Here is a 16,472-nt window from a genome sequence, read left to right as displayed (position 1 = left end):
AATTTAACCAGTTCAGGATCAGGTTTGACTCGTTTGGCGCGCTTGGATTTTGGCTCGGTCATTGGATTTCCTTGGGGTAGGCAGTCTCCTGCCAAATGACCGGTTACACAAAACTAATTACACCCTCGACACGTTCGATCAGCTAGACAACCGGTCAATCCGCCAGCACGATTCGATCAATCTTCGTCCTCTTCCTCATCTTCAAACTCGATATTCCCCACATCGCCCGCATCATCAGCATCGTTAAGCGGCACAGTCGCATCATCCATCAGCGATCCCGGATCTTCATTGCCGGGATCGTTGATAGATGGCAGTCCGCTCGGGCCCTTTTCTTCCTTGCCTTCGCTTTTCGCAGTCATGGGATGCCTCGCTCAACTAGTGATGCTTTTTGTGGTGTTTGTTCGAGTGTTTATAACCGTTACCGGAATGGGAATGACCGCTGTCACTCCCCAGATCATTGCCGACCGCACCGCCGGCTGCACCGCCCAGGCCTGCACCGATGGCTGATCCAGTCGAACCGCCAAGACTATTGCCGACCACCGATCCACCCGCAGCGCCCAAACCACCGCCTACCGCCGCCTCGGTGCGACTATGCTTGGGCGCGGCAATGGCACTACCGGCCGCTCCGCCGACACCTGCACCAATCGCTGCGCCCGTACTGCCGCCCACCTGGCCACCGACAACGTTGCCCAACACCCCACCAAGACCACCGCCTACCGCGGCATCTCCATTACCTCCCGCCAGCGCCACCTGAGAGACCAGCAATCCAAAAACAATCGCAGGCACCATCAATAGTCGAGCATTCAGGCTTCCGTTTTTTTTGCCGTTGGTTTTCGGGTTCATGGCACGCCTCGCATTCTTCCAGGGTATGGAAGATTTGAGCTGCTGCGGCGAGAAACGTTCATAAATGAAAAAGCCCGGCATCAAGCCGGGCTCTTTTCAAATCTGAATCAGGATCAGTGACGCTTGTGACCATTGGCCAGGTTGCTGCCTACGCCGCCGCCCAATGCACCGCCCAGGCCAGCACCGATGGTGGCACCAGACTTGCCGCCAAGGCTATTGCCGATCACCGAACCACCGGCCGCGCCGACACCGCCACCAATAGCAGCGCTGGTGCGATGACCTTTTTTGGCGGCAACTGCGCTGCCCGCCGCGCCAGCAACGCCCGCACCAATCGCGGCGCCAGTGCTGCCGCCCATCTTCTGGCCGACCACGTTACCCAATGCGCCGCCCAAGCCACCGCCAAGCGCGGCAGTGCCGTCACCAGCCATTGCACCTTGAGCAACCAGAAGCCCCAGAACCAGAGCGGGCAGTGTTAAACGCATGACAAAAACCTCAAAAAATAGGGGTACACAAAAAGGGGGCGAGATTGAATGCTTTTGCGCGGAAAAAGTCCAGCACGCCGGTCCAACTTCGCGATTGGCGACGGTTGGACAGCGTTTACCGAAAAGGTTTTATCGCGGACAAAAAAAAGCCCGCTGGGGAAACGGGCCAGGTGTTGCTTTCTAACGGATGAATCGAGATTACGGAGGGTGCTGTGAAAAGTTTGTGAAAGATCACCACTTTAAAAAACTTGTCATAAAACCCTTTCAGACATGAAAACCTCGCTCAATGACGGGGTTATGCCTGCGTTCGTTTACTTCCTGACCGGTGCTGTCACCTTGGGTAAGAATTTGCCCTTCAGTACCCGGCACGCCCTGGTCTTGATCTTGTCGACCTCAGTCTGGTCCTCGCCGAAACTGGCCACATACTGGGTCTGACCACACCGCACGGAGTTGTTGATCGGAAATTCTGCGCCATCGTCCTCGATATACGGATCAGCCATCTCTTCACCCCTTTCAAAAAATGCGATCGACACCGGCAAGCCCTTTGCCTGAAAGAATACCGATCGCCAAGGTTTTTTAGACTAGCCGGTCACTAACGGACCTGCCGTTCGGATTTTCCCGTGACCGACGAATGGCTTCTCACCTTTTACCTCAACTTGACCGCCGTCCCGGTCACAAACACCACGACCATCCCACCCTTGCCGGCCGGCATGCTGATCTCATAATCAAGCCCGACCACCGCGTCCGCCTGAAGTGCCTGCGCCCGTTCCTTGATCTCATCGGTGGCCTGAATGCGTGCTTCCTTCAACGCTCGCTCCAGAGTCTGGGAGCGCCCACCGAAAAAGTCGCGCATCCCGGCAAACACGTCGCGGACAACGTTGATCCCTTGCACCGACTCGGCGCTGACGATGTCCAGGTAGGCAGTAATTTGCCGGCCTTCGATGGAGTGGGTTGTGGTGATGATCATGGGTGTTCCTTCCTGTTCAGATATTCAGCCAACGCATCAAACGCCGGCAAAGTGACGGGATCATTGGCCGAGTTGCTGGCCACCGGATGGGATGCGTAGCGGACGATGACCATCTCGGCCTTCGGGTCGACATAAATGCGCTGCCCATGGACCCCACGCGCCATGAATGCCCCGCCCTCCTTGTCCGTCACCCACCACATCGACCGGTAACTCCAGTCTTTGAGCAATGTGTACCCCGCCTTGGCGAAAGCCTGCCTATCACCGCCACCACGGATATCGTCGATCACTGCCTCTGGCACGATCTGTTGACCGTTGAACCGACCGCCGTTACGCAACATCTCGCCAAAACGCGCCAGATCCCGCAACCCCGTATTCAAGCCACCACCGGCGAACGGCGTGCCAATGGAGTCCACAGTGAAATAGCCGTCCTGTTCGGCACCCAAGCGGCTCCAGATGTTCTCCGACAGCAGTTGCGCAACATTGCGGCCGGTGACGCGGGCGATGACCCAGCCCAACACGTCGGTGTTGACGGTTTTGTAGGCGAACGCTTTGCCGTGCTCACCTTGTGGTTGCACCGTCTGCAAAAATTCGTAGTAACTGCGAGGGCCGTCATAACCCTTGGGTTTTGGCAACGGACTGCCTGCCCTGGCATGGGCCCAGACCTCGGCGTTCGGGTCTGCGTAGTCCTCGCTGTATTTGAGGCCCGTGGTCATGTCGAGCACCTGCCGCACCGTGGCGTTGCCAAACGCAGAATCCGTCAGCTCAGGTACATATTCGGCAACCCGCTTGTCAGCATCGATGCGTCCCTGCGCCACCAACATGGCACCCAGCGTGCCGACCACGGACTTGGTCACTGACATCGCCGCGTGCTGGCCGTCCGGCTTCAACACGCCGAAGTAACGTTCGTAGACAACTTTCCCGCGGTGCATCACAACAATGCCATCGGTGTACGTGGCTGCGAGGGATTGCTCCCAGGTCATAGGCGCCTTGGCGCCAAGGGGGACAAAACTGATCCCGTCGATATCTTTGCGTAGTGCTATCTCCAGTGGAACCGGAGCCCCCAGGCCGCGTGAAACGTTGATCGTCGGCATCAGTTGCCGGAAATTCGAAACACTCCAGCGCATTGCCGGGAACTGGAAATAGCTGCCGTCTTCAAATCGCACGGTGCGATCGGCAGGGGGTGGAGAACCGACCATCCACCCGAGTCTGGCCGGGTCACTGGCTTCAGCGTCGGGAAAAGTTGCAGGGGCGGATGCAAGGGCCAGTGATGACATGGCAACTATCGACACAACCGCGATGAGCTTGGCTGCACCGCGAAAATTGACGCGAGGATGGAGCATGATGTCGATTCCGTTCGAAGAGTTTGAGCAGTCTAACAGCCGGACCTGCCAGGTCACTGCCAGGTCACTGCCAGTACGGTAGACGCCTCTTGTTTCTTACGTGCCGAAAATCAAACGCCAAAAACACAAAACCCCCGATTTCTTTCGAAACCAGGGGTTTTGTCTACATCGAATTTGGCGGTGAAGGAGAGATTCGAACTCTCGATACAGTTTCCTGTATACACACTTTCCAGGCGTGCTCCTTAAGCCACTCGGACACTTCACCGTATCTCGTCAAACATGTTCTGTCTGTCGAGGCGCGCTAATGTAGTCGAAAGCTTTTCCGATGGCAAACATTTTTTCAGAATTTTCATGCGGTTAACGCGATTCAGTGTTTCCGGTCGCTCCAGGCCATGGCAAACCGGCCAATCTCCGGCTTCGTGCCCTCTTCTATATAGAGGGGAATGCGCAGCAGGCACGGCGGGCTACGCTTGGCGGGCGGGAAAAGGGTGACTGACGGGTCAGTCACGGCGCTTTACCTGGCCTGCGGCGGTGGGTAACGTCTGCCCAACTTTATTGAAAGGAATAGCGTCATGAGTGAGTTGATTTCCTACCATCTCGAAGACGGTATCGCGACCCTGACCTTGAGCAATGGCAAGGTCAACGCCATCTCCCCGGATGTGATTGCCGAGTTCAACGCTGCGCTGGATCGGGCCGTGACTGATCGTGCGGTGGTGATCATTACCGGCCAGCCGGGCATTCTCTCTGGCGGTTATGACCTGAAGGTGATGACGGCCGGTCCTAGAGAAGCCGTGGCACTGGTGACCGCCGGCTCGACCCTGGCCCGCCGCCTGCTGTCGCACCCTTTCCCGGTGATCGTTGCATGCCCGGGGCATGCTGTGGCCAAGGGCGCGTTCCTGCTGTTGTCGGCCGACTATCGCATCGGCGTAGAAGGCGCGTTCAGCATTGGCCTGAACGAAGTACAGATCGGCATGACCATGCACCACGCGGGCATCGAGATTGCCCGTGACCGTCTGAACAAGGTGGCGTTGCAGCGCTCGGTGGTCAACGGCGAGATGTTCAATCCACAAGGCGCCGTGGCTGCCGGCTTCCTTGATGTGGTGGTCTCGCCTGAAGAACTGCAAGGCGCGGCACTGGCGGCGGCTCGTCAGTTGAAGAAGATCAACATGACCGCGCACAAGAACACCAAGCTGAAAGTGCGCAAAGCGCTGCTGGAGGCCCTGGACAACGCGATCATCCAGGATCAGGAACATTTGGGCTAAGCCCGGATCTGCTGCAACGAAAAGCCCGACCGTCGTGTCGGGCTTTTTCATACATGCCTGCGTTATACGTCTGTAAACGCTCTAGACCGCATCTGACCAAATAGTTGGAAACATCAGCTCAAACATCGGCCATCTCCTACTTCCCTGGGAGCAATTGCCGAAAACAGTGCACATCCGTACACTGCGCCACCTTTTGTCCCGGTGGGGCCTGTAAATGCTGTTTGTGTTGCGTATGTCATTGATGGGCCTGCACTTTATCGTGGCGGGTGTGCTGGGGGTGATTCTCGGCCTGTGCCGGCCATTCAATCCGGACAACAGCCGTCTGTGCGCACGCCTGTACGCATGGCCGGCCATGTGCATTTTGCGTTTGCGGGTGAAGGCCGAAGTCGGTCCGTTGATGGATAAACCCGACAGTTGCGTGATCATCGCCAATCACCAGTCCAACTATGACCTGTTTGTGTTTGGCAACGTGGTGCCCCGCCGTACCGTGTGCATCGGCAAAAAGAGCCTGAAGTGGGTGCCGCTGTTCGGGCAATTGTTCTGGCTAGCCGGCAATGTGCTGATCGACCGCGGCAATGCGCAAAAGGCACGCCAGTCGATGTTGACCACCACCCACACCCTGCAAAACAAAGACACCTCGATCTGGGTTTTCCCGGAAGGCACGCGCAACCTGGGTGAGGACTTGCTGCCCTTCAAGAAAGGCGCCTTTCAGATGGCCATTGCCGCCGGGGTGCCGATTGTCCCAGTGTGTGTCAGCAGTTACGTCAAACACATGCAATTGAACCGCTGGCGCAGCGGGAAAATCCTGATTCGCTCGTTGCCGGCGATTCCCACCGCCGGATTGAGCCTGGACGACATGCCCCTGCTGATCGCCCAGTGCCGCGAGCAGATGCGTGAATGCATCGAATCGATGGACCGGCAACTGCAAGCCGCCTGAAAAACAAAACCCGCCTGGTGCGGGTTTTCTTTTGCCTGCGCGTCTTTCCCCAGAACTCGGCAGATTTAACTGACTCTCAAACACTGCGAGGCTAAGCTGATCCACACTGCCATTGCATTTGCTGCCTATTAAAAGCTGCCATAAGAAGTGAACCACCATCATGGGTAGAGTTGTTGCTGCTGCGGTTTATAGCGCCGGTAAAAGAGTCACCAATATCACCCTCGACGAAGGCGCCGCCTGGGCTGCCAAGCCAGGGCACTTTGTCTGGATCGGCCTTGAAGAGCCGAACGCCGAGGAACTCTACAACCTGCAACGCCAGTTCAACCTGCACGAACTGGCGATCGAAGACGCCCTGGAAAAGCACAGCCGACCGAAGCTGGAAACCTTCGGCGATGCGTTGTTCATCGTGACCTATTCGCCCATCCGGGATGAAGGCAAACTCAAGTTCATCGAGACGCATATCTTTGCCGGCAATGGCTACATCATTACTGCCCGCAACGGTCACTCGGCGTCCTACGCCCATGTCCGACAGCGCTGTGAGGCGCGTCCGCTATTGCTTGAGCACGGGGAAGACTTCGTACTCTATGCCATCCTCGATTTCGTGATCGAAAACTACCAGCCGATGGGCGAAGCCATTCACGCGGAAATCGATGAGCTGGAGGGCAATGTGTTATGTGGCTCGTTGAATGACTACGATATCCAAAGGCTGCATGGCCTGCGTCGTGATGTTTTGCGCTTGCGTCGTTATGTGGCACCGATGATTGAGATAGGAGAGGAGCTGCAGAGACTGAGCTTCCCGTTCATCGACAAGAACATGCGGCCGTACTTTCGCGATGTGCAGATTCATGTAACGCGGCAGATGGAAGACCTGACGACGCTGGCGGATATTGCCAGCCAGACGATTGAAGTCGGGGTGCTGTTGGAGGCCTCTCGCCAGAGCGTGGTGCAACGCAAGTTTGCGGCCTGGGCGGCGATCCTGGCCTTCCCGACAGCAGTGGCTGGGATTTACGGGATGAACTTCCAGAACATGCCGGAGTTGAACTGGCACTACGGGTATTTCGGGGTGCTGGGGTTTATTACGGTAGGTTGTCTGGGGTTGTGGGCGAGTTTCAAGAAGTCGGGGTGGCTTTAAATCCAAGGCGAGTGCTTCGCACTCGATCGCGGCGGTGCGGCGATCCGACAAGCCACGCTCCCACAGGTCTGCGGTACACCTGAGGGAGCGGGTTTCAGCTTTAAACAGCTTCTGATTTCGGCTTGTGCGCCACAAACCGCATCATCCACTCGGCAACCGTGGCGCCGTGGTGTTCCTGTTCCAGGCTCGCGATACCCTTGGAGTAGACCTGCTCACCCAGTGCCTGCTGGCGAATCTCCAACAGGGCGCGGGAGTAGTCGTGGATGAATTCCGGATGCCCCTGGAAGCACAGCACCTGATCGTTGATGTGGTAGGCCGCATACGGGCAGAAATCGCTGGAAGCAATAACCGTGGCGTTCTCCGGCAGTGACGTAACCTGGTCCTGGTGACTGATCAGTAGCGTCAGCTCTTCGCGCACCGGACTCATCCATGGTGCCTTGGCGGCCAATTTGTATTTGTGGGTGCCGACGCCCCAGCCCTGGGTCGCACGCTCGCTCTTGCCACCGAGCAGCAGCGCCAGCAACTGATGACCGAAGCAGACGCCCAGCAACTTGTCGCCGCGCTCGTAGCGGGTCAGCAGATATTTCTTGAGGGTTTCGATCCACGGGTCGGTGCCGAAGGAATCGGCCTTGCTGCCTGTCACCAGGTAGGCGTCGAACGTCAGGTCGTCGCTTGGGTATTCACCCTGCACCACGTTGTAGACGGTGAACTCGGCGGCAATCGGTTGCTGCGAAAACAGGTGTTTGAACATCTGCCCGTAGCCCTGATATTGGTCAACCAATTCCGGACGCAGGTGGTCGGTTTCCAGAATGCAGATGCGTAACGACATAAAAAATACCTGACACGTGATGGGAATAATGCACACCCCAGAGCCTGCCTTGAAACGCTGTAACAAGGCAAGCCCCGAAACGCATCATCTCCCCCTTAGAACGTCTCCCCCTTGGCAGCCTTTTCCAGCAGCAAGGCGGGTGGCGCGAACCGCTCGCCATACTGCGTGGCCAGATACTGGGCGCGGGCAACAAAGTCCTGCACGCCGTACTGGTTGATGAACTGCAGTGCACCGCCGGTCCAGGCGGCGAAACCGATGCCGAAGATCGAGCCAACGTTGGCATCCGCCGTCGAGGTCAGCACGCCCTCCTCCACACAGCGCACGGTTTCGATGGCTTGCACGAACAGCAGACGATCGCGCACATCTTTAGGTGAAATCTGACCGTCGGCTTTCTCGAAGCGGGCTTTCAACTCTGGCCACAGGTGTTTCTGGCCGCCCGCCGGATACTCGTAGAAACCTCCACCGCCAGCCTTGCCCGGACGCTTGAGCTCATTGAGCAACAAATCAATCACGGTAAATGCCGGGTGTTCTGTCAGCGGTTTGCCTTCTGCTTGCAGGTCTTTGGCGGTTTGCAGACGGATATGGCTCATCAGGCTGAGGGAGACTTCGTCAGAGATCGCCAACGGTCCTATAGGCATGCCGGCCTTGCGCGCTTCAGTCTCGATCATCGCCGCGCTCACGCCCTCGCCCAACATGGCGATGCCTTCGTTGGTGAAGGTGCCGAACACCCGCGACGTGAAGAAACCGCGACTGTCGTTGACCACAATCGGGGTTTTCTTGATTTGCAGGACGTAATCGAAGCCGCGGGCCAGGGTTTCGTCGCTGGTGTTGGCGCCCTTGATGATTTCCACCAGCGGCATTTTTTCCACGGGGCTGAAAAAGTGCAGGCCGATGAACTTGCTCTGATCGGGCACGGCGCACGCCAGGCCGCTGATCGGCAAGGTCGAGGTGTTGGAGGCGATCACCGCGTCCGCGCCGACGACCTTCTGCGCCGCCAACGAGACCTTGGCCTTCAAATCCCGATCCTCGAACACGGCCTCGATGATCAGGTCGCAACCGGCCAGGTCGGCATCGCTTTCGCTGGTTTGAATGCGTGACAGAACGGTGTCGCGTTGCTCGATGCTCATTTGTCCGCGAGCGACTTTCTTGTCCAGCAGCGCCGCCGAATGTGCCTTGCCCTTCTCCGCCGCCGCGAGGCTGATGTCCTTGAGCACCACCTCGATCCCCGCCGACGCACTGACAAAGGCGATACCGGCGCCCATCATCCCGGCGCCGAGCACGCCGACCTTACGGGTGACATAAGGCGCAAAACCCTGAGGCCGCGAGCCGCCGGCATTGATTTCATTGAGCTGGAACCAGAATGTGCCAATCAGGTTTTTCGAGACCTGGCCGGTGGTCAGTTCGGTGAAGTAGCGGGTTTCGATCAGGTGCGCCGTATCGAAATCCACCTGGGCGCCCTCGACCGCCGCGCAGAGGATTTTCTCCGGCGCGGGCATCGTGCCCTGGGTTTTGCTGCGCAGTATCGACGGCGCAATCGCCAGCATCTGTGCGACTTTCGGGTTTGACGGTGTGCCGCCAGGAATCTGGTAGCCCTTCACGTCCCAGCGCTGCACCGCCGCCGGATTGGCGAGGATCCACGCTCGCGCCTTGGCCAACAGGTCTTCGTGATCGCTCGCCAGCGAGTCGATCAATCCTGCCTGCAACGCCTGTTGCGGTCGCAGCCTCTTGCCTTCAAGCAGATAAGGCAGGGCTTTTTCCAGGCCGAGCATGCGCACCATGCGCACCACGCCTCCACCGCCCGGCAGCAGGCCGAGGGTGACTTCCGGCAGACCGAGTTGCACCGACGGGTTGTCCAGCGCCACGCGGTGATGGCAGGCCAGGCAGATTTCCCAGCCGCCGCCCAATGCGGCGCCATTGATCGCCGCAACCACCGGCTTGCCAAGGGTTTCCAGGGTGCGCAACTGGCCCTTGAGGCTCAGCACCATGTCGTAGAAGGCCTTGGCCTGGGGTTTGCCGACCTTGATCAATTCGTTGAGGTCGCCGCCAGCGAAGAAGGTCTTCTTGCCCGAGGTGATGATCACGCCGGCGATGCTGTCCTTGTCGGCCACCAGCCGCGCAACGCAGTCCGCCATGGCCTCGCGATACACCGCGTTCATGGTGTTGGCGCTCTGGCCCGGCATGTCGATGGTCAGGACAACGATCTGGTCCTGGTCTTTTTCGTAACGAATGGCTTCGTTCATAAAGGGGTTCCTTGAAGTCCGGGCTCAGAGGCGTTCGATGATGGTGGCAATGCCCATGCCGCCGCCGACACACAGGGTCGCGAGGCCATAACGCAGGCGCCGGGCTTCCAGTTCATCGAGCAGCGTGCCGAGAATGGCGCAACCAGTGGCGCCCAGCGGGTGGCCCATGGCGATTGAGCCGCCGTTGACATTGACCTTGTCCGGATCGACGGCCATGTCCTTGATGAATTTCAACACCACCGACGCGAACGCCTCGTTGACCTCGAACAGATCGATGTCTTCGACCCGCAGCCCGGCCTTGGCCAACGCCTTGCGGGTCGCCGGCGCGGGGCCGGTGAGCATGATGGTCGGATCGGTGCTGGTGACTGCCGTGGCGACAATCCGCGCCCGTGGCTGCAAGCCCAGCGCCCGGCCCTTGGCTTCGGAGCCGATGAGCATCAGCGCCGCACCATCGACAATCCCGGAACTGTTGCCGGGGGTGTGCACATGATTGATCCGCTCGACATGGCTGTAGACCCGCAGCGCGGTGGCATCGAAGCCCATCTGCCCCATCATCTCGAAACTCGGCTTGAGCTTACCCAGGCCTTCCAGGGTCGATTCGGCGCGGATGAACTCATCGTGATCGAGCAGGATGATGCCGTTCTGGTCCCGCACCGGCACCAGCGACTTGTTGAACGAACCGTCGGCCCGCGCCCGCGCAGCCTTTTGCTGGGAATGCAGCGCGTAGGCATCGACATCCTGACGGCTGAAACCTTCAAGGGTGGCGATCAGGTCGGCACCCACGCCCTGTGGCGTGAATTGACTGTGCAGGTTGGTCGCCGGGTCCAGCGCCCAGGCCCCGCCATCGCTACCCATCGGCACCCGGGACATCGACTCGACACCACCGACCACCACCAGGTCTTCGAAGCCGGAGCGCACCTTCATCGCACCGAGGTTGACCGCCTCCAGCCCGGAAGCGCAGAAGCGGTTGATCTGCACCCCCGCCACACTGACATCCCAATCGGCCACCTGAGCGGCGGTCTTGGCGATGTCAGAACCTTGATCGCCTATCGGTGTCACGCAGCCAAGCACCACGTCATCGACCTGGCTGGTGTCCAGTGCCGTGCGCTGTTGCAGTGCGGTGAGCAAACCGGCAACCAGGCTCACCGGCTTGACGCTGTGCAAGGCGCCATCGGCCTTGCCTTTGCCACGGGGCGTGCGTAACGCGTCGAAAATCAATGCTTGGGTCATGACATCCTCGAACCGCAGTGCATGTGGGTAAATACCGAGTGCCCACTCTTGGCCCGAGCCGCGTTTGATTCAATGACCGCAGCGCTCACAGACGTTGACGCTCACGCTCAGACGGACGGTAGTCAGCTACCGGATTAACCGATTCACGACAGCAAGCTGTCTAGCCAACGGGCGGCAAAGAAGCTGGCAATAGGCCTCATGCCTTTTTTAAAGCGAATTGCAAGAACACCATACGAAATGGATCTAAGCCAAGCTTAACGCGGGCTCTAAGGTGAACTTGTACGAAGTTGTCGTCGGGTTTTGCCGAGGCGCTCGTCACTACAGGAAGTGCAACGCGCTGCCATCATGGAGCTATGTGGGCAGGCATCAGGAAATAACAAAAAAGGCGGTCAAGCCATGTTCAAACAATCGAAAGTACGTCAAGCCGGGCTCATCCTTTTCGCCACCACGCTGTTGTTGATACTGCCGAACCTGACCAAGGTCATCGGCTAGTCGCGTCTAAAAGATACGGCGTCACAGTTTTTGAATTGCCACTCTCAAAATGTGACTGGCCCGCTACCCGGGCCAGCGTGGCTGTGCCAATCTTTACGGCACTTGCACGACATGGACGGCGATCACTTGAAAATGCTCATTCTTCTCGGGGCCATGCTGTTCGGCTCGCCCCTGTATGCCGCACAGCTGAACCTGGAGCTGGGCGCGAACAGTCGCACCTGGCAGACCGAGCAATTGCTCACGCATCCTCAGGTTCAAACCATCAACATCAGCAACGACGTTTCCTACAAACGGGACATGAGTTACCGCGCCGTGCCGCTGTCCGCATTGCTGACCGGCATCAAGCCTGAGGACCACCTGCAAGCCGTGGCCCTGGATGGCTTTGCCGCCGAAATGGCCGCGGCGCCCTTGCTCAACACCCAAGGGGCACAGGCCTGGCTGGCGATCGAAGACCCGGCCAAACCCTGGCCGCCGCTATCGGAAGGCAAGCCAGGCGCCGGGCCGTTCTATCTGGTCTGGAGCAATCCGCAGGCAGGCAACATCAGCCCCGAGCAATGGCCGTTCCAGGTGGCGAGCATCAAACGCCTGTCGCCCGTAGCCGAGCGCTTCCCTGCCCTGCTGCCCGATCCGGCCTTGAAGGCGGATGATCCGGTGAACAAGGGCTTTGCGTTGTTCCAGAAGAACTGCCTGGCGTGTCATCGACTGAATGGCGCCGGGGACGCGCAATTCGGGCCGGACCTGAATGTTCCGTACAACCCGACCGAGTACTTCGGCGCGGACTTCCTCAAGCGCTACATTCGCGATCCACAGAGTTTGCGCCAGTGGCCGCAGGCGAAGATGCCCGGGTTCTCGACCGAGGTGTTGCCGGATGGGGATCTGCAGATGCTGGTGGGGTATTTGCAGCATATGGTTGGGCGTAAACAGGTTTCCGCCAAGTAACACATATCTGTGGCGAGGGAGCTTGCTCCCGCTGGGGCGCGAAGCGGCCCTCAATTCAGGCGATGCAATCCGTCAGGTAAATTGCATTCACCAGGTTTGCGACTGCTGCGCAGCCGAGCGGGAGCAAGCTCCCTCGCCACAGAACTCCCTCTTGCATCAATGGACCGCGATTACTGCTGCACTGAGATCACCGGCGCGGGCGTCGGTGACACCAGCACCTTGGCGTGCATCTGCTCACACCCGCCGCCCCGGCGCATGCCGCGCACCGGGCAGGCATCCAGGTAGTCCAGGCCCACCGCCAGCTTCAGGTGGCGTTCCGGCCGGGCCAGTTCATTCGTTACGTCGAAGCTGTACCAGGCATCATCCAACCAAGCTTCCGCCCAGGCATGGCTGGCCAGGTGTTCGCTGCTTTCGCTGTACAGATAGCCCGACACATAACGCGCTGGAATGCCCAGGCTGCGGGTACAGGCGAGAAACGCGTGGGTGTGGTCCTGACACACGCCGGAGCCTCCGGCAAAGGCCTGGGCCGCGCTGGTGTCCACTTCCGTGGAGCCCGGCGTATAGGTCATATGCTGGTTGAGCCCATGCATCAGATCGATCAGCGCCGTACGATCGCGGCGTTGCTTGCACTCCTTCTCGGCGAACGCACGCAGGGCGGCGTCGGCTTCGGTCAAACGAGTAAAGCGCAGGAACGGCAGTGCCGACTGGCTCTCGTGTTCGGCCTCACGCCATTCGTCGATATCGACCTGGCCACGGGCGCCGATGATGATCGCCTCGTGGGGCTCGTCCATGGTCAGCACATGCAGGATGTTGCCGAACGGATCGAGTTGCGCCCGCACCGGACGCGGCAGATCGAGCTGCCAGCTGAGCACATGCTGGCGCTCGCTGTCGTGGGGAGTCAGGCGCAGATACTGGATGCTCGCCCGCACCTTGTCTTCGTAGTGATAGGTGGTCTCGTGGCTAATGGAAAGTCTCATGCGGCCTCCAGATAAGAACTGTGAATCGCGTTACCCAACTGGCGCACCAGCGGGATGAACTCGGTCAGCCAGGCGTGCAGGCCTTCTTCGAGAATTTCATGGATACCGGTGTAGCGCAGGCGTGCGTCCATTTCTGCCGCCAGGCGTTGTGCGGGACGACCGTTGGCCCCCGGCAATTGCGCGAGGATCTGGTCGATTTCTTCGGTGCAGGCACGCAGGGATCGCGGTACATCGGCCCGCAGCAACAGCAATTCGGCGACATGCCGGGCGCCGGGGGCGTCGCGGTAGATTTCCGTGTAGGCCTCGAACGACGACAACGCCCGCAACAACGCGCTCCATTGGTAATACGCATGAGCGGTGCCATCGCTGACCGCTTCGGCCTGATCGCCGGCCATTTCGTAGCGGGCATCGAGCAGGCGCAAAGTGTTGTCCGCCCGTTCGATAAAGGTCCCCAGACGAATGAAGCGAAACGCGTCGTTACGCATGATGGTGCCGTAGGACGCGCCCCGGAACAGGTGTGAACGTTCCTTGATCCACTCGCAGAAACGGCTCATGCCGTAGCGACTGAGGCCCTGTTCGGCGATGCCGCGAATTTCCAGCCAGGTGGCGTTGATGTTCTCCCACATATCGGCGGTGATGCGCCCACGCACCGCATGGGCGCTGGCCCGTGCGGCACCGAGGCAGCTGTAGATGCTCGCCGGGTTGGCCGCATCCAGGGCGAAGAAATGCAGCAGCCGTTCGGCATGCAGTTCGCCATGGCGCGCCAGGTAATCGTCCAGGGTGCCGGTGATCAACAACGGCATGGCCAGTTCGTGCAAACCGTCGCCACGACCGTCCTGCGGCATCAGCGACAGCGAATAGCTGATGTCGAGCATCCGCGCGAGGTTTTCCGCCCGCTCCAGGTAACGCGACATCCAATACAAATCCGAGGCAGTTCTACTTAACATGACAGGCTTCCTTTAATCCTCGACCACCCAGGTGTCCTTGGTTCCGCCGCCCTGGGAGGAATTGACCACCAGGGAGCCTTCGCGCAGGGCAACGCGGGTCAAACCGCCGGGCACGACCCGGGTTTCACGACCCGACAGGACAAACGGCCGCAAGTCGATGTGGCGTGGCGCAATGCCGTTTTCGACAAAGGTCGGACAGGTCGACAGCGACAGCGTCGGTTGCGCGATATACGCATGGGGCTTGGCGATGATCCGCGCGCGGAAGGCTTCGATTTCCGCCGCCGTCGCCGCCGGCCCCACCAGCATTCCGTACCCGCCGGAGCCTTGGGTTTCCTTGACCACCAGTTCTGGAAGATTGGCCAGCACGTGGGAAAGCTCAGAGGGATTACGGCACTGCCAGGTCGGCACGTTCTTCAGGATCGGTTCTTCATCGAGGTAGAAACGGATCATGTCGGTAACGAACGGATACACCGACTTGTCGTCCGCCACGCCCGTGCCGATGGCATTGGCCAGCACCACGTTGCCGGAACGGTAGGACGACAGCAGCCCCGGCACGCCGAGCATCGATTCCGGGTTGAAGGCCAGGGGATCGAGGAAGGCGTCGTCGAGGCGACGATAAATCACGTCGACCGCTTTCGGCCCGTCGGTGGTGCGCATGTAGACCTTGTCGTCACGCACGAACAGGTCCGCGCCCTCCACCAGTTCCACGCCCATTTCCCGCGCCAGGAACGCATGCTCGAAGAACGCACTGTTGAAGCGCCCCGGCGTCAGCACCACTACGCTCGGGTTATCGATCGGGCTTGAGCTTTTCAGGGTGTCGAGCAGCAGGTTCGGGTAGTGGTCGATGGGGGCAATGCGTTGCGCCGCGAACAACTCGGGGAACAGGCGCATCATCATCTTGCGGTCTTCGAGCATGTAGCTGACGCCGCTCGGTGTACGCAGATTGTCTTCGAGCACGTAGTAGGTGCCGTCGCCGTCACGCACCAGGTCGACGCCGGAAATGTGCGAATAGATATCGCGGTGCAGATCCAGCCCTTGCATCGCCAACTGGTACTGCTCGTTGGCCAGCACCTGCTCGGCCGGAATGATGCCGGCCTTGATGATGCGCTGCTCGTGGTAGAGATCGGCGAGGAACATGTTCAACGCCTTGACCCGCTGGATGCAGCCGCGCTCGACAATCCGCCATTCGCTGGCGGGGATGCTGCGGGGGATGGTGTCGAAGGGAATCAGGCGCTCTGTGCCCTGCTCGTCCCCGTAGAGCGTGAAAGTAATCCCGGCGCGATGAAACAGCAGATCGGCCTCGCGTCGCCGTTGTGCCAAAAGCTCGTCAGGCGTCTCGGCCAGCCAACGGGCAAACTCCCGATAATGCGGGCGGACCAGGCCGCCGGCATCGTACATCTCATCAAAATAGGTGCGGATCATGCCGTACTCCTTGTCACTCGGACGTCCAGACCTTCGCAAGGCCCGTGCCATCGGCATAAACGCTTAAATTTCAATCGGTTGGATAATCAAGACACACGCACCGCACCAATCCTGTGCGGTAAATGCCCCAACCTGATTGCCCCCGCTTCATTGCAAGGCGTGGTGGTCGCCTATCACCAGCATAGCCAGAGTTGATTTCACTGCCCGGCAGTCGCTGTGGATAATTCATGCATTCGCTGGAAAACCTGCCGATCTCCCCTTATAGCCGCCTGCCCAGGCGGTTTTTTTCCTTTCTGCAACGTGCTGATCGAGTAGGAGGCGGATTTACATCCGCCGTCCTCTCACACCACCGTACGTACGGTTCCGTATACGGCGGTTCAGGTTAAGCGGTTAAGCCGGGTTATCGTGTCCAGTATTGAGACCAGCCTGAGTC

Annotated in this window: 16 protein-coding genes and 1 tRNA gene; 4 read left to right on the top strand and 13 right to left on the bottom strand. The window is 59.3% G+C overall.

Annotated features, from left to right (window positions below; genetic code table 11):
• Positions 1-176: 176 nt before the first annotated feature.
• From KGA96_RS28925 to KGA96_RS28895, 7 genes are all read right to left on the bottom strand, one after another.
• Positions 177-359 carry a hypothetical protein gene (locus KGA96_RS28925; protein ID WP_046042925.1) on the bottom strand — a complete coding sequence of 61 codons (183 nt, stop codon included), beginning with the start codon at positions 357-359 and terminating at the stop codon, positions 177-179.
• A gap of 16 nt (positions 360-375) precedes the next feature.
• Positions 376-843 carry a glycine zipper domain-containing protein gene (locus KGA96_RS28920; protein WP_007993042.1) on the bottom strand — a complete coding sequence of 156 codons (468 nt, stop codon included), beginning with the start codon at positions 841-843 and terminating at the stop codon, positions 376-378.
• A gap of 113 nt (positions 844-956) precedes the next feature.
• A complete protein-coding gene (locus KGA96_RS28915) occupies positions 957-1,325 on the bottom strand; it encodes a hypothetical protein (RefSeq protein ID WP_007988063.1) in 369 nt (122 codons plus the stop codon).
• 311 nt (positions 1,326-1,636) lie between these two features.
• Positions 1,637-1,825 (bottom strand): hypothetical protein, encoded by a 189-nt coding sequence (locus tag KGA96_RS28910; RefSeq protein ID WP_032829518.1) that lies wholly within the window; start codon positions 1,823-1,825, stop codon positions 1,637-1,639.
• Between the two features lie 146 nt (positions 1,826-1,971).
• Positions 1,972-2,292 carry a YbjQ family protein gene (locus KGA96_RS28905; RefSeq protein WP_046042927.1) on the bottom strand — a complete coding sequence of 107 codons (321 nt, stop codon included), beginning with the start codon at positions 2,290-2,292 and terminating at the stop codon, positions 1,972-1,974.
• Complete coding sequence (locus KGA96_RS28900; protein WP_411741542.1) at positions 2,289-3,566, bottom strand: serine hydrolase domain-containing protein; 1,278 nt, start codon at positions 3,564-3,566, stop codon at positions 2,289-2,291. Before KGA96_RS28900 ends, KGA96_RS28905 begins: the two co-directional genes overlap by 4 nt.
• Before the next feature lie 241 nt (positions 3,567-3,807).
• Positions 3,808-3,897, bottom strand: a tRNA-Ser gene (locus KGA96_RS28895).
• Positions 3,898-4,204: 307 nt separating this feature from the next.
• Here KGA96_RS28895 and KGA96_RS28890 point away from each other — a divergent pair.
• From KGA96_RS28890 to KGA96_RS28880, 3 genes are all read left to right on the top strand, one after another.
• On the top strand, positions 4,205-4,894 hold the full coding sequence (locus tag KGA96_RS28890; protein ID WP_008048453.1) for a crotonase/enoyl-CoA hydratase family protein: 690 nt from the start codon (positions 4,205-4,207) through the stop codon (positions 4,892-4,894).
• Positions 4,895-5,108: 214 nt separating this feature from the next.
• Positions 5,109-5,831 (top strand): lysophospholipid acyltransferase family protein, encoded by a 723-nt coding sequence (locus tag KGA96_RS28885; protein ID WP_223515957.1) that lies wholly within the window; start codon positions 5,109-5,111, stop codon positions 5,829-5,831.
• A gap of 160 nt (positions 5,832-5,991) precedes the next feature.
• Positions 5,992-6,963, top strand: coding sequence for a magnesium and cobalt transport protein CorA (locus KGA96_RS28880; protein ID WP_046042930.1), 972 nt, complete (start codon positions 5,992-5,994; stop codon positions 6,961-6,963).
• Positions 6,964-7,063: 100 nt separating this feature from the next.
• Here the strand turns inward: KGA96_RS28880 and KGA96_RS28875 are convergent, their stop codons facing one another.
• The 3 genes from KGA96_RS28875 to KGA96_RS28865 form a co-directional block, all read right to left on the bottom strand.
• Positions 7,064-7,792 (bottom strand): amidotransferase, encoded by a 729-nt coding sequence (locus tag KGA96_RS28875; RefSeq protein ID WP_046042931.1) that lies wholly within the window; start codon positions 7,790-7,792, stop codon positions 7,064-7,066.
• A gap of 95 nt (positions 7,793-7,887) precedes the next feature.
• On the bottom strand, positions 7,888-10,032 hold the full coding sequence (locus KGA96_RS28870) for a 3-hydroxyacyl-CoA dehydrogenase NAD-binding domain-containing protein (RefSeq protein ID WP_223515954.1): 2,145 nt from the start codon (positions 10,030-10,032) through the stop codon (positions 7,888-7,890).
• Positions 10,033-10,056: 24 nt separating this feature from the next.
• Positions 10,057-11,262 carry an acetyl-CoA C-acetyltransferase gene (locus KGA96_RS28865; RefSeq protein ID WP_223515952.1) on the bottom strand — a complete coding sequence of 402 codons (1,206 nt, stop codon included), beginning with the start codon at positions 11,260-11,262 and terminating at the stop codon, positions 10,057-10,059.
• A 603-nt stretch (positions 11,263-11,865) separates the two neighbouring features.
• On the opposite strand from KGA96_RS28865, the gene KGA96_RS28860 reads away from it, so the two are divergent.
• Positions 11,866-12,693 carry a c-type cytochrome gene (locus KGA96_RS28860; protein WP_046042934.1) on the top strand — a complete coding sequence of 276 codons (828 nt, stop codon included), beginning with the start codon at positions 11,866-11,868 and terminating at the stop codon, positions 12,691-12,693.
• A 170-nt stretch (positions 12,694-12,863) separates the two neighbouring features.
• Here the strand turns inward: KGA96_RS28860 and KGA96_RS28855 are convergent, their stop codons facing one another.
• The 3 genes from KGA96_RS28855 to KGA96_RS28845 are packed head-to-tail and all read right to left on the bottom strand — an operon-like array spanning position 12,864 to position 16,039.
• Complete coding sequence (locus KGA96_RS28855; protein ID WP_046042935.1) at positions 12,864-13,670, bottom strand: transglutaminase N-terminal domain-containing protein; 807 nt, start codon at positions 13,668-13,670, stop codon at positions 12,864-12,866.
• The gene (locus tag KGA96_RS28850; RefSeq protein ID WP_223466733.1) at positions 13,667-14,617 is read right to left on the bottom strand and encodes an alpha-E domain-containing protein; all 951 of its coding nucleotides are present in this window, start codon (positions 14,615-14,617) and stop codon (positions 13,667-13,669) included. The genes KGA96_RS28855 and KGA96_RS28850 overlap by 4 nt, the downstream gene beginning before the upstream one ends.
• Positions 14,618-14,629: 12 nt before the next feature.
• Positions 14,630-16,039, bottom strand: a complete 1,410-nt coding sequence (locus KGA96_RS28845) for a circularly permuted type 2 ATP-grasp protein (protein ID WP_046042936.1) — start codon at positions 16,037-16,039, stop codon at positions 14,630-14,632.
• Between the last annotated feature and the right edge of the window lie 433 nt (positions 16,040-16,472).

The organism is Pseudomonas sp. GL-R-26, from assembly GCF_019947365.1.
GTDB lineage: Bacteria > Pseudomonadota > Gammaproteobacteria > Pseudomonadales > Pseudomonadaceae > Aquipseudomonas.
This window is presented reverse-complemented; position numbering and strand designations above follow the sequence as displayed.

Bases quoted from the DNA above. Each gene is read 5' to 3' on its own strand.
- KGA96_RS28925 (WP_046042925.1), bottom strand. From the start codon at position 359: ATGACTGCGAAAAGCGAAGGCAAGGAAGAAAAGGGCCCGAGCGGACTG.
- KGA96_RS28920 (WP_007993042.1), bottom strand. From the start codon at position 843: ATGAACCCGAAAACCAACGGCAAAAAAAACGGAAGCCTGAATGCTCGA.
- KGA96_RS28915 (WP_007988063.1), bottom strand. From the start codon at position 1,325: ATGCGTTTAACACTGCCCGCTCTGGTTCTGGGGCTTCTGGTTGCTCAA.
- KGA96_RS28910 (WP_032829518.1), bottom strand. From the start codon at position 1,825: ATGGCTGATCCGTATATCGAGGACGATGGCGCAGAATTTCCGATCAAC.
- KGA96_RS28905 (WP_046042927.1), bottom strand. From the start codon at position 2,292: ATGATCATCACCACAACCCACTCCATCGAAGGCCGGCAAATTACTGCC.
- KGA96_RS28900 (WP_411741542.1), bottom strand. From the start codon at position 3,566: ATGTCATCACTGGCCCTTGCATCCGCCCCTGCAACTTTTCCCGACGCT.
- KGA96_RS28890 (WP_008048453.1), top strand. From the start codon at position 4,205: ATGAGTGAGTTGATTTCCTACCATCTCGAAGACGGTATCGCGACCCTG.
- KGA96_RS28885 (WP_223515957.1), top strand. From the start codon at position 5,109: ATGCTGTTTGTGTTGCGTATGTCATTGATGGGCCTGCACTTTATCGTG.
- KGA96_RS28880 (WP_046042930.1), top strand. From the start codon at position 5,992: ATGGGTAGAGTTGTTGCTGCTGCGGTTTATAGCGCCGGTAAAAGAGTC.
- KGA96_RS28875 (WP_046042931.1), bottom strand. From the start codon at position 7,792: ATGTCGTTACGCATCTGCATTCTGGAAACCGACCACCTGCGTCCGGAA.
- KGA96_RS28870 (WP_223515954.1), bottom strand. From the start codon at position 10,032: ATGAACGAAGCCATTCGTTACGAAAAAGACCAGGACCAGATCGTTGTC.
- KGA96_RS28865 (WP_223515952.1), bottom strand. From the start codon at position 11,262: ATGACCCAAGCATTGATTTTCGACGCGTTACGCACGCCCCGTGGCAAA.
- KGA96_RS28860 (WP_046042934.1), top strand. From the start codon at position 11,866: ATGGACGGCGATCACTTGAAAATGCTCATTCTTCTCGGGGCCATGCTG.
- KGA96_RS28855 (WP_046042935.1), bottom strand. From the start codon at position 13,670: ATGAGACTTTCCATTAGCCACGAGACCACCTATCACTACGAAGACAAG.
- KGA96_RS28850 (WP_223466733.1), bottom strand. From the start codon at position 14,617: ATGTTAAGTAGAACTGCCTCGGATTTGTATTGGATGTCGCGTTACCTG.
- KGA96_RS28845 (WP_046042936.1), bottom strand. From the start codon at position 16,039: ATGATCCGCACCTATTTTGATGAGATGTACGATGCCGGCGGCCTGGTC.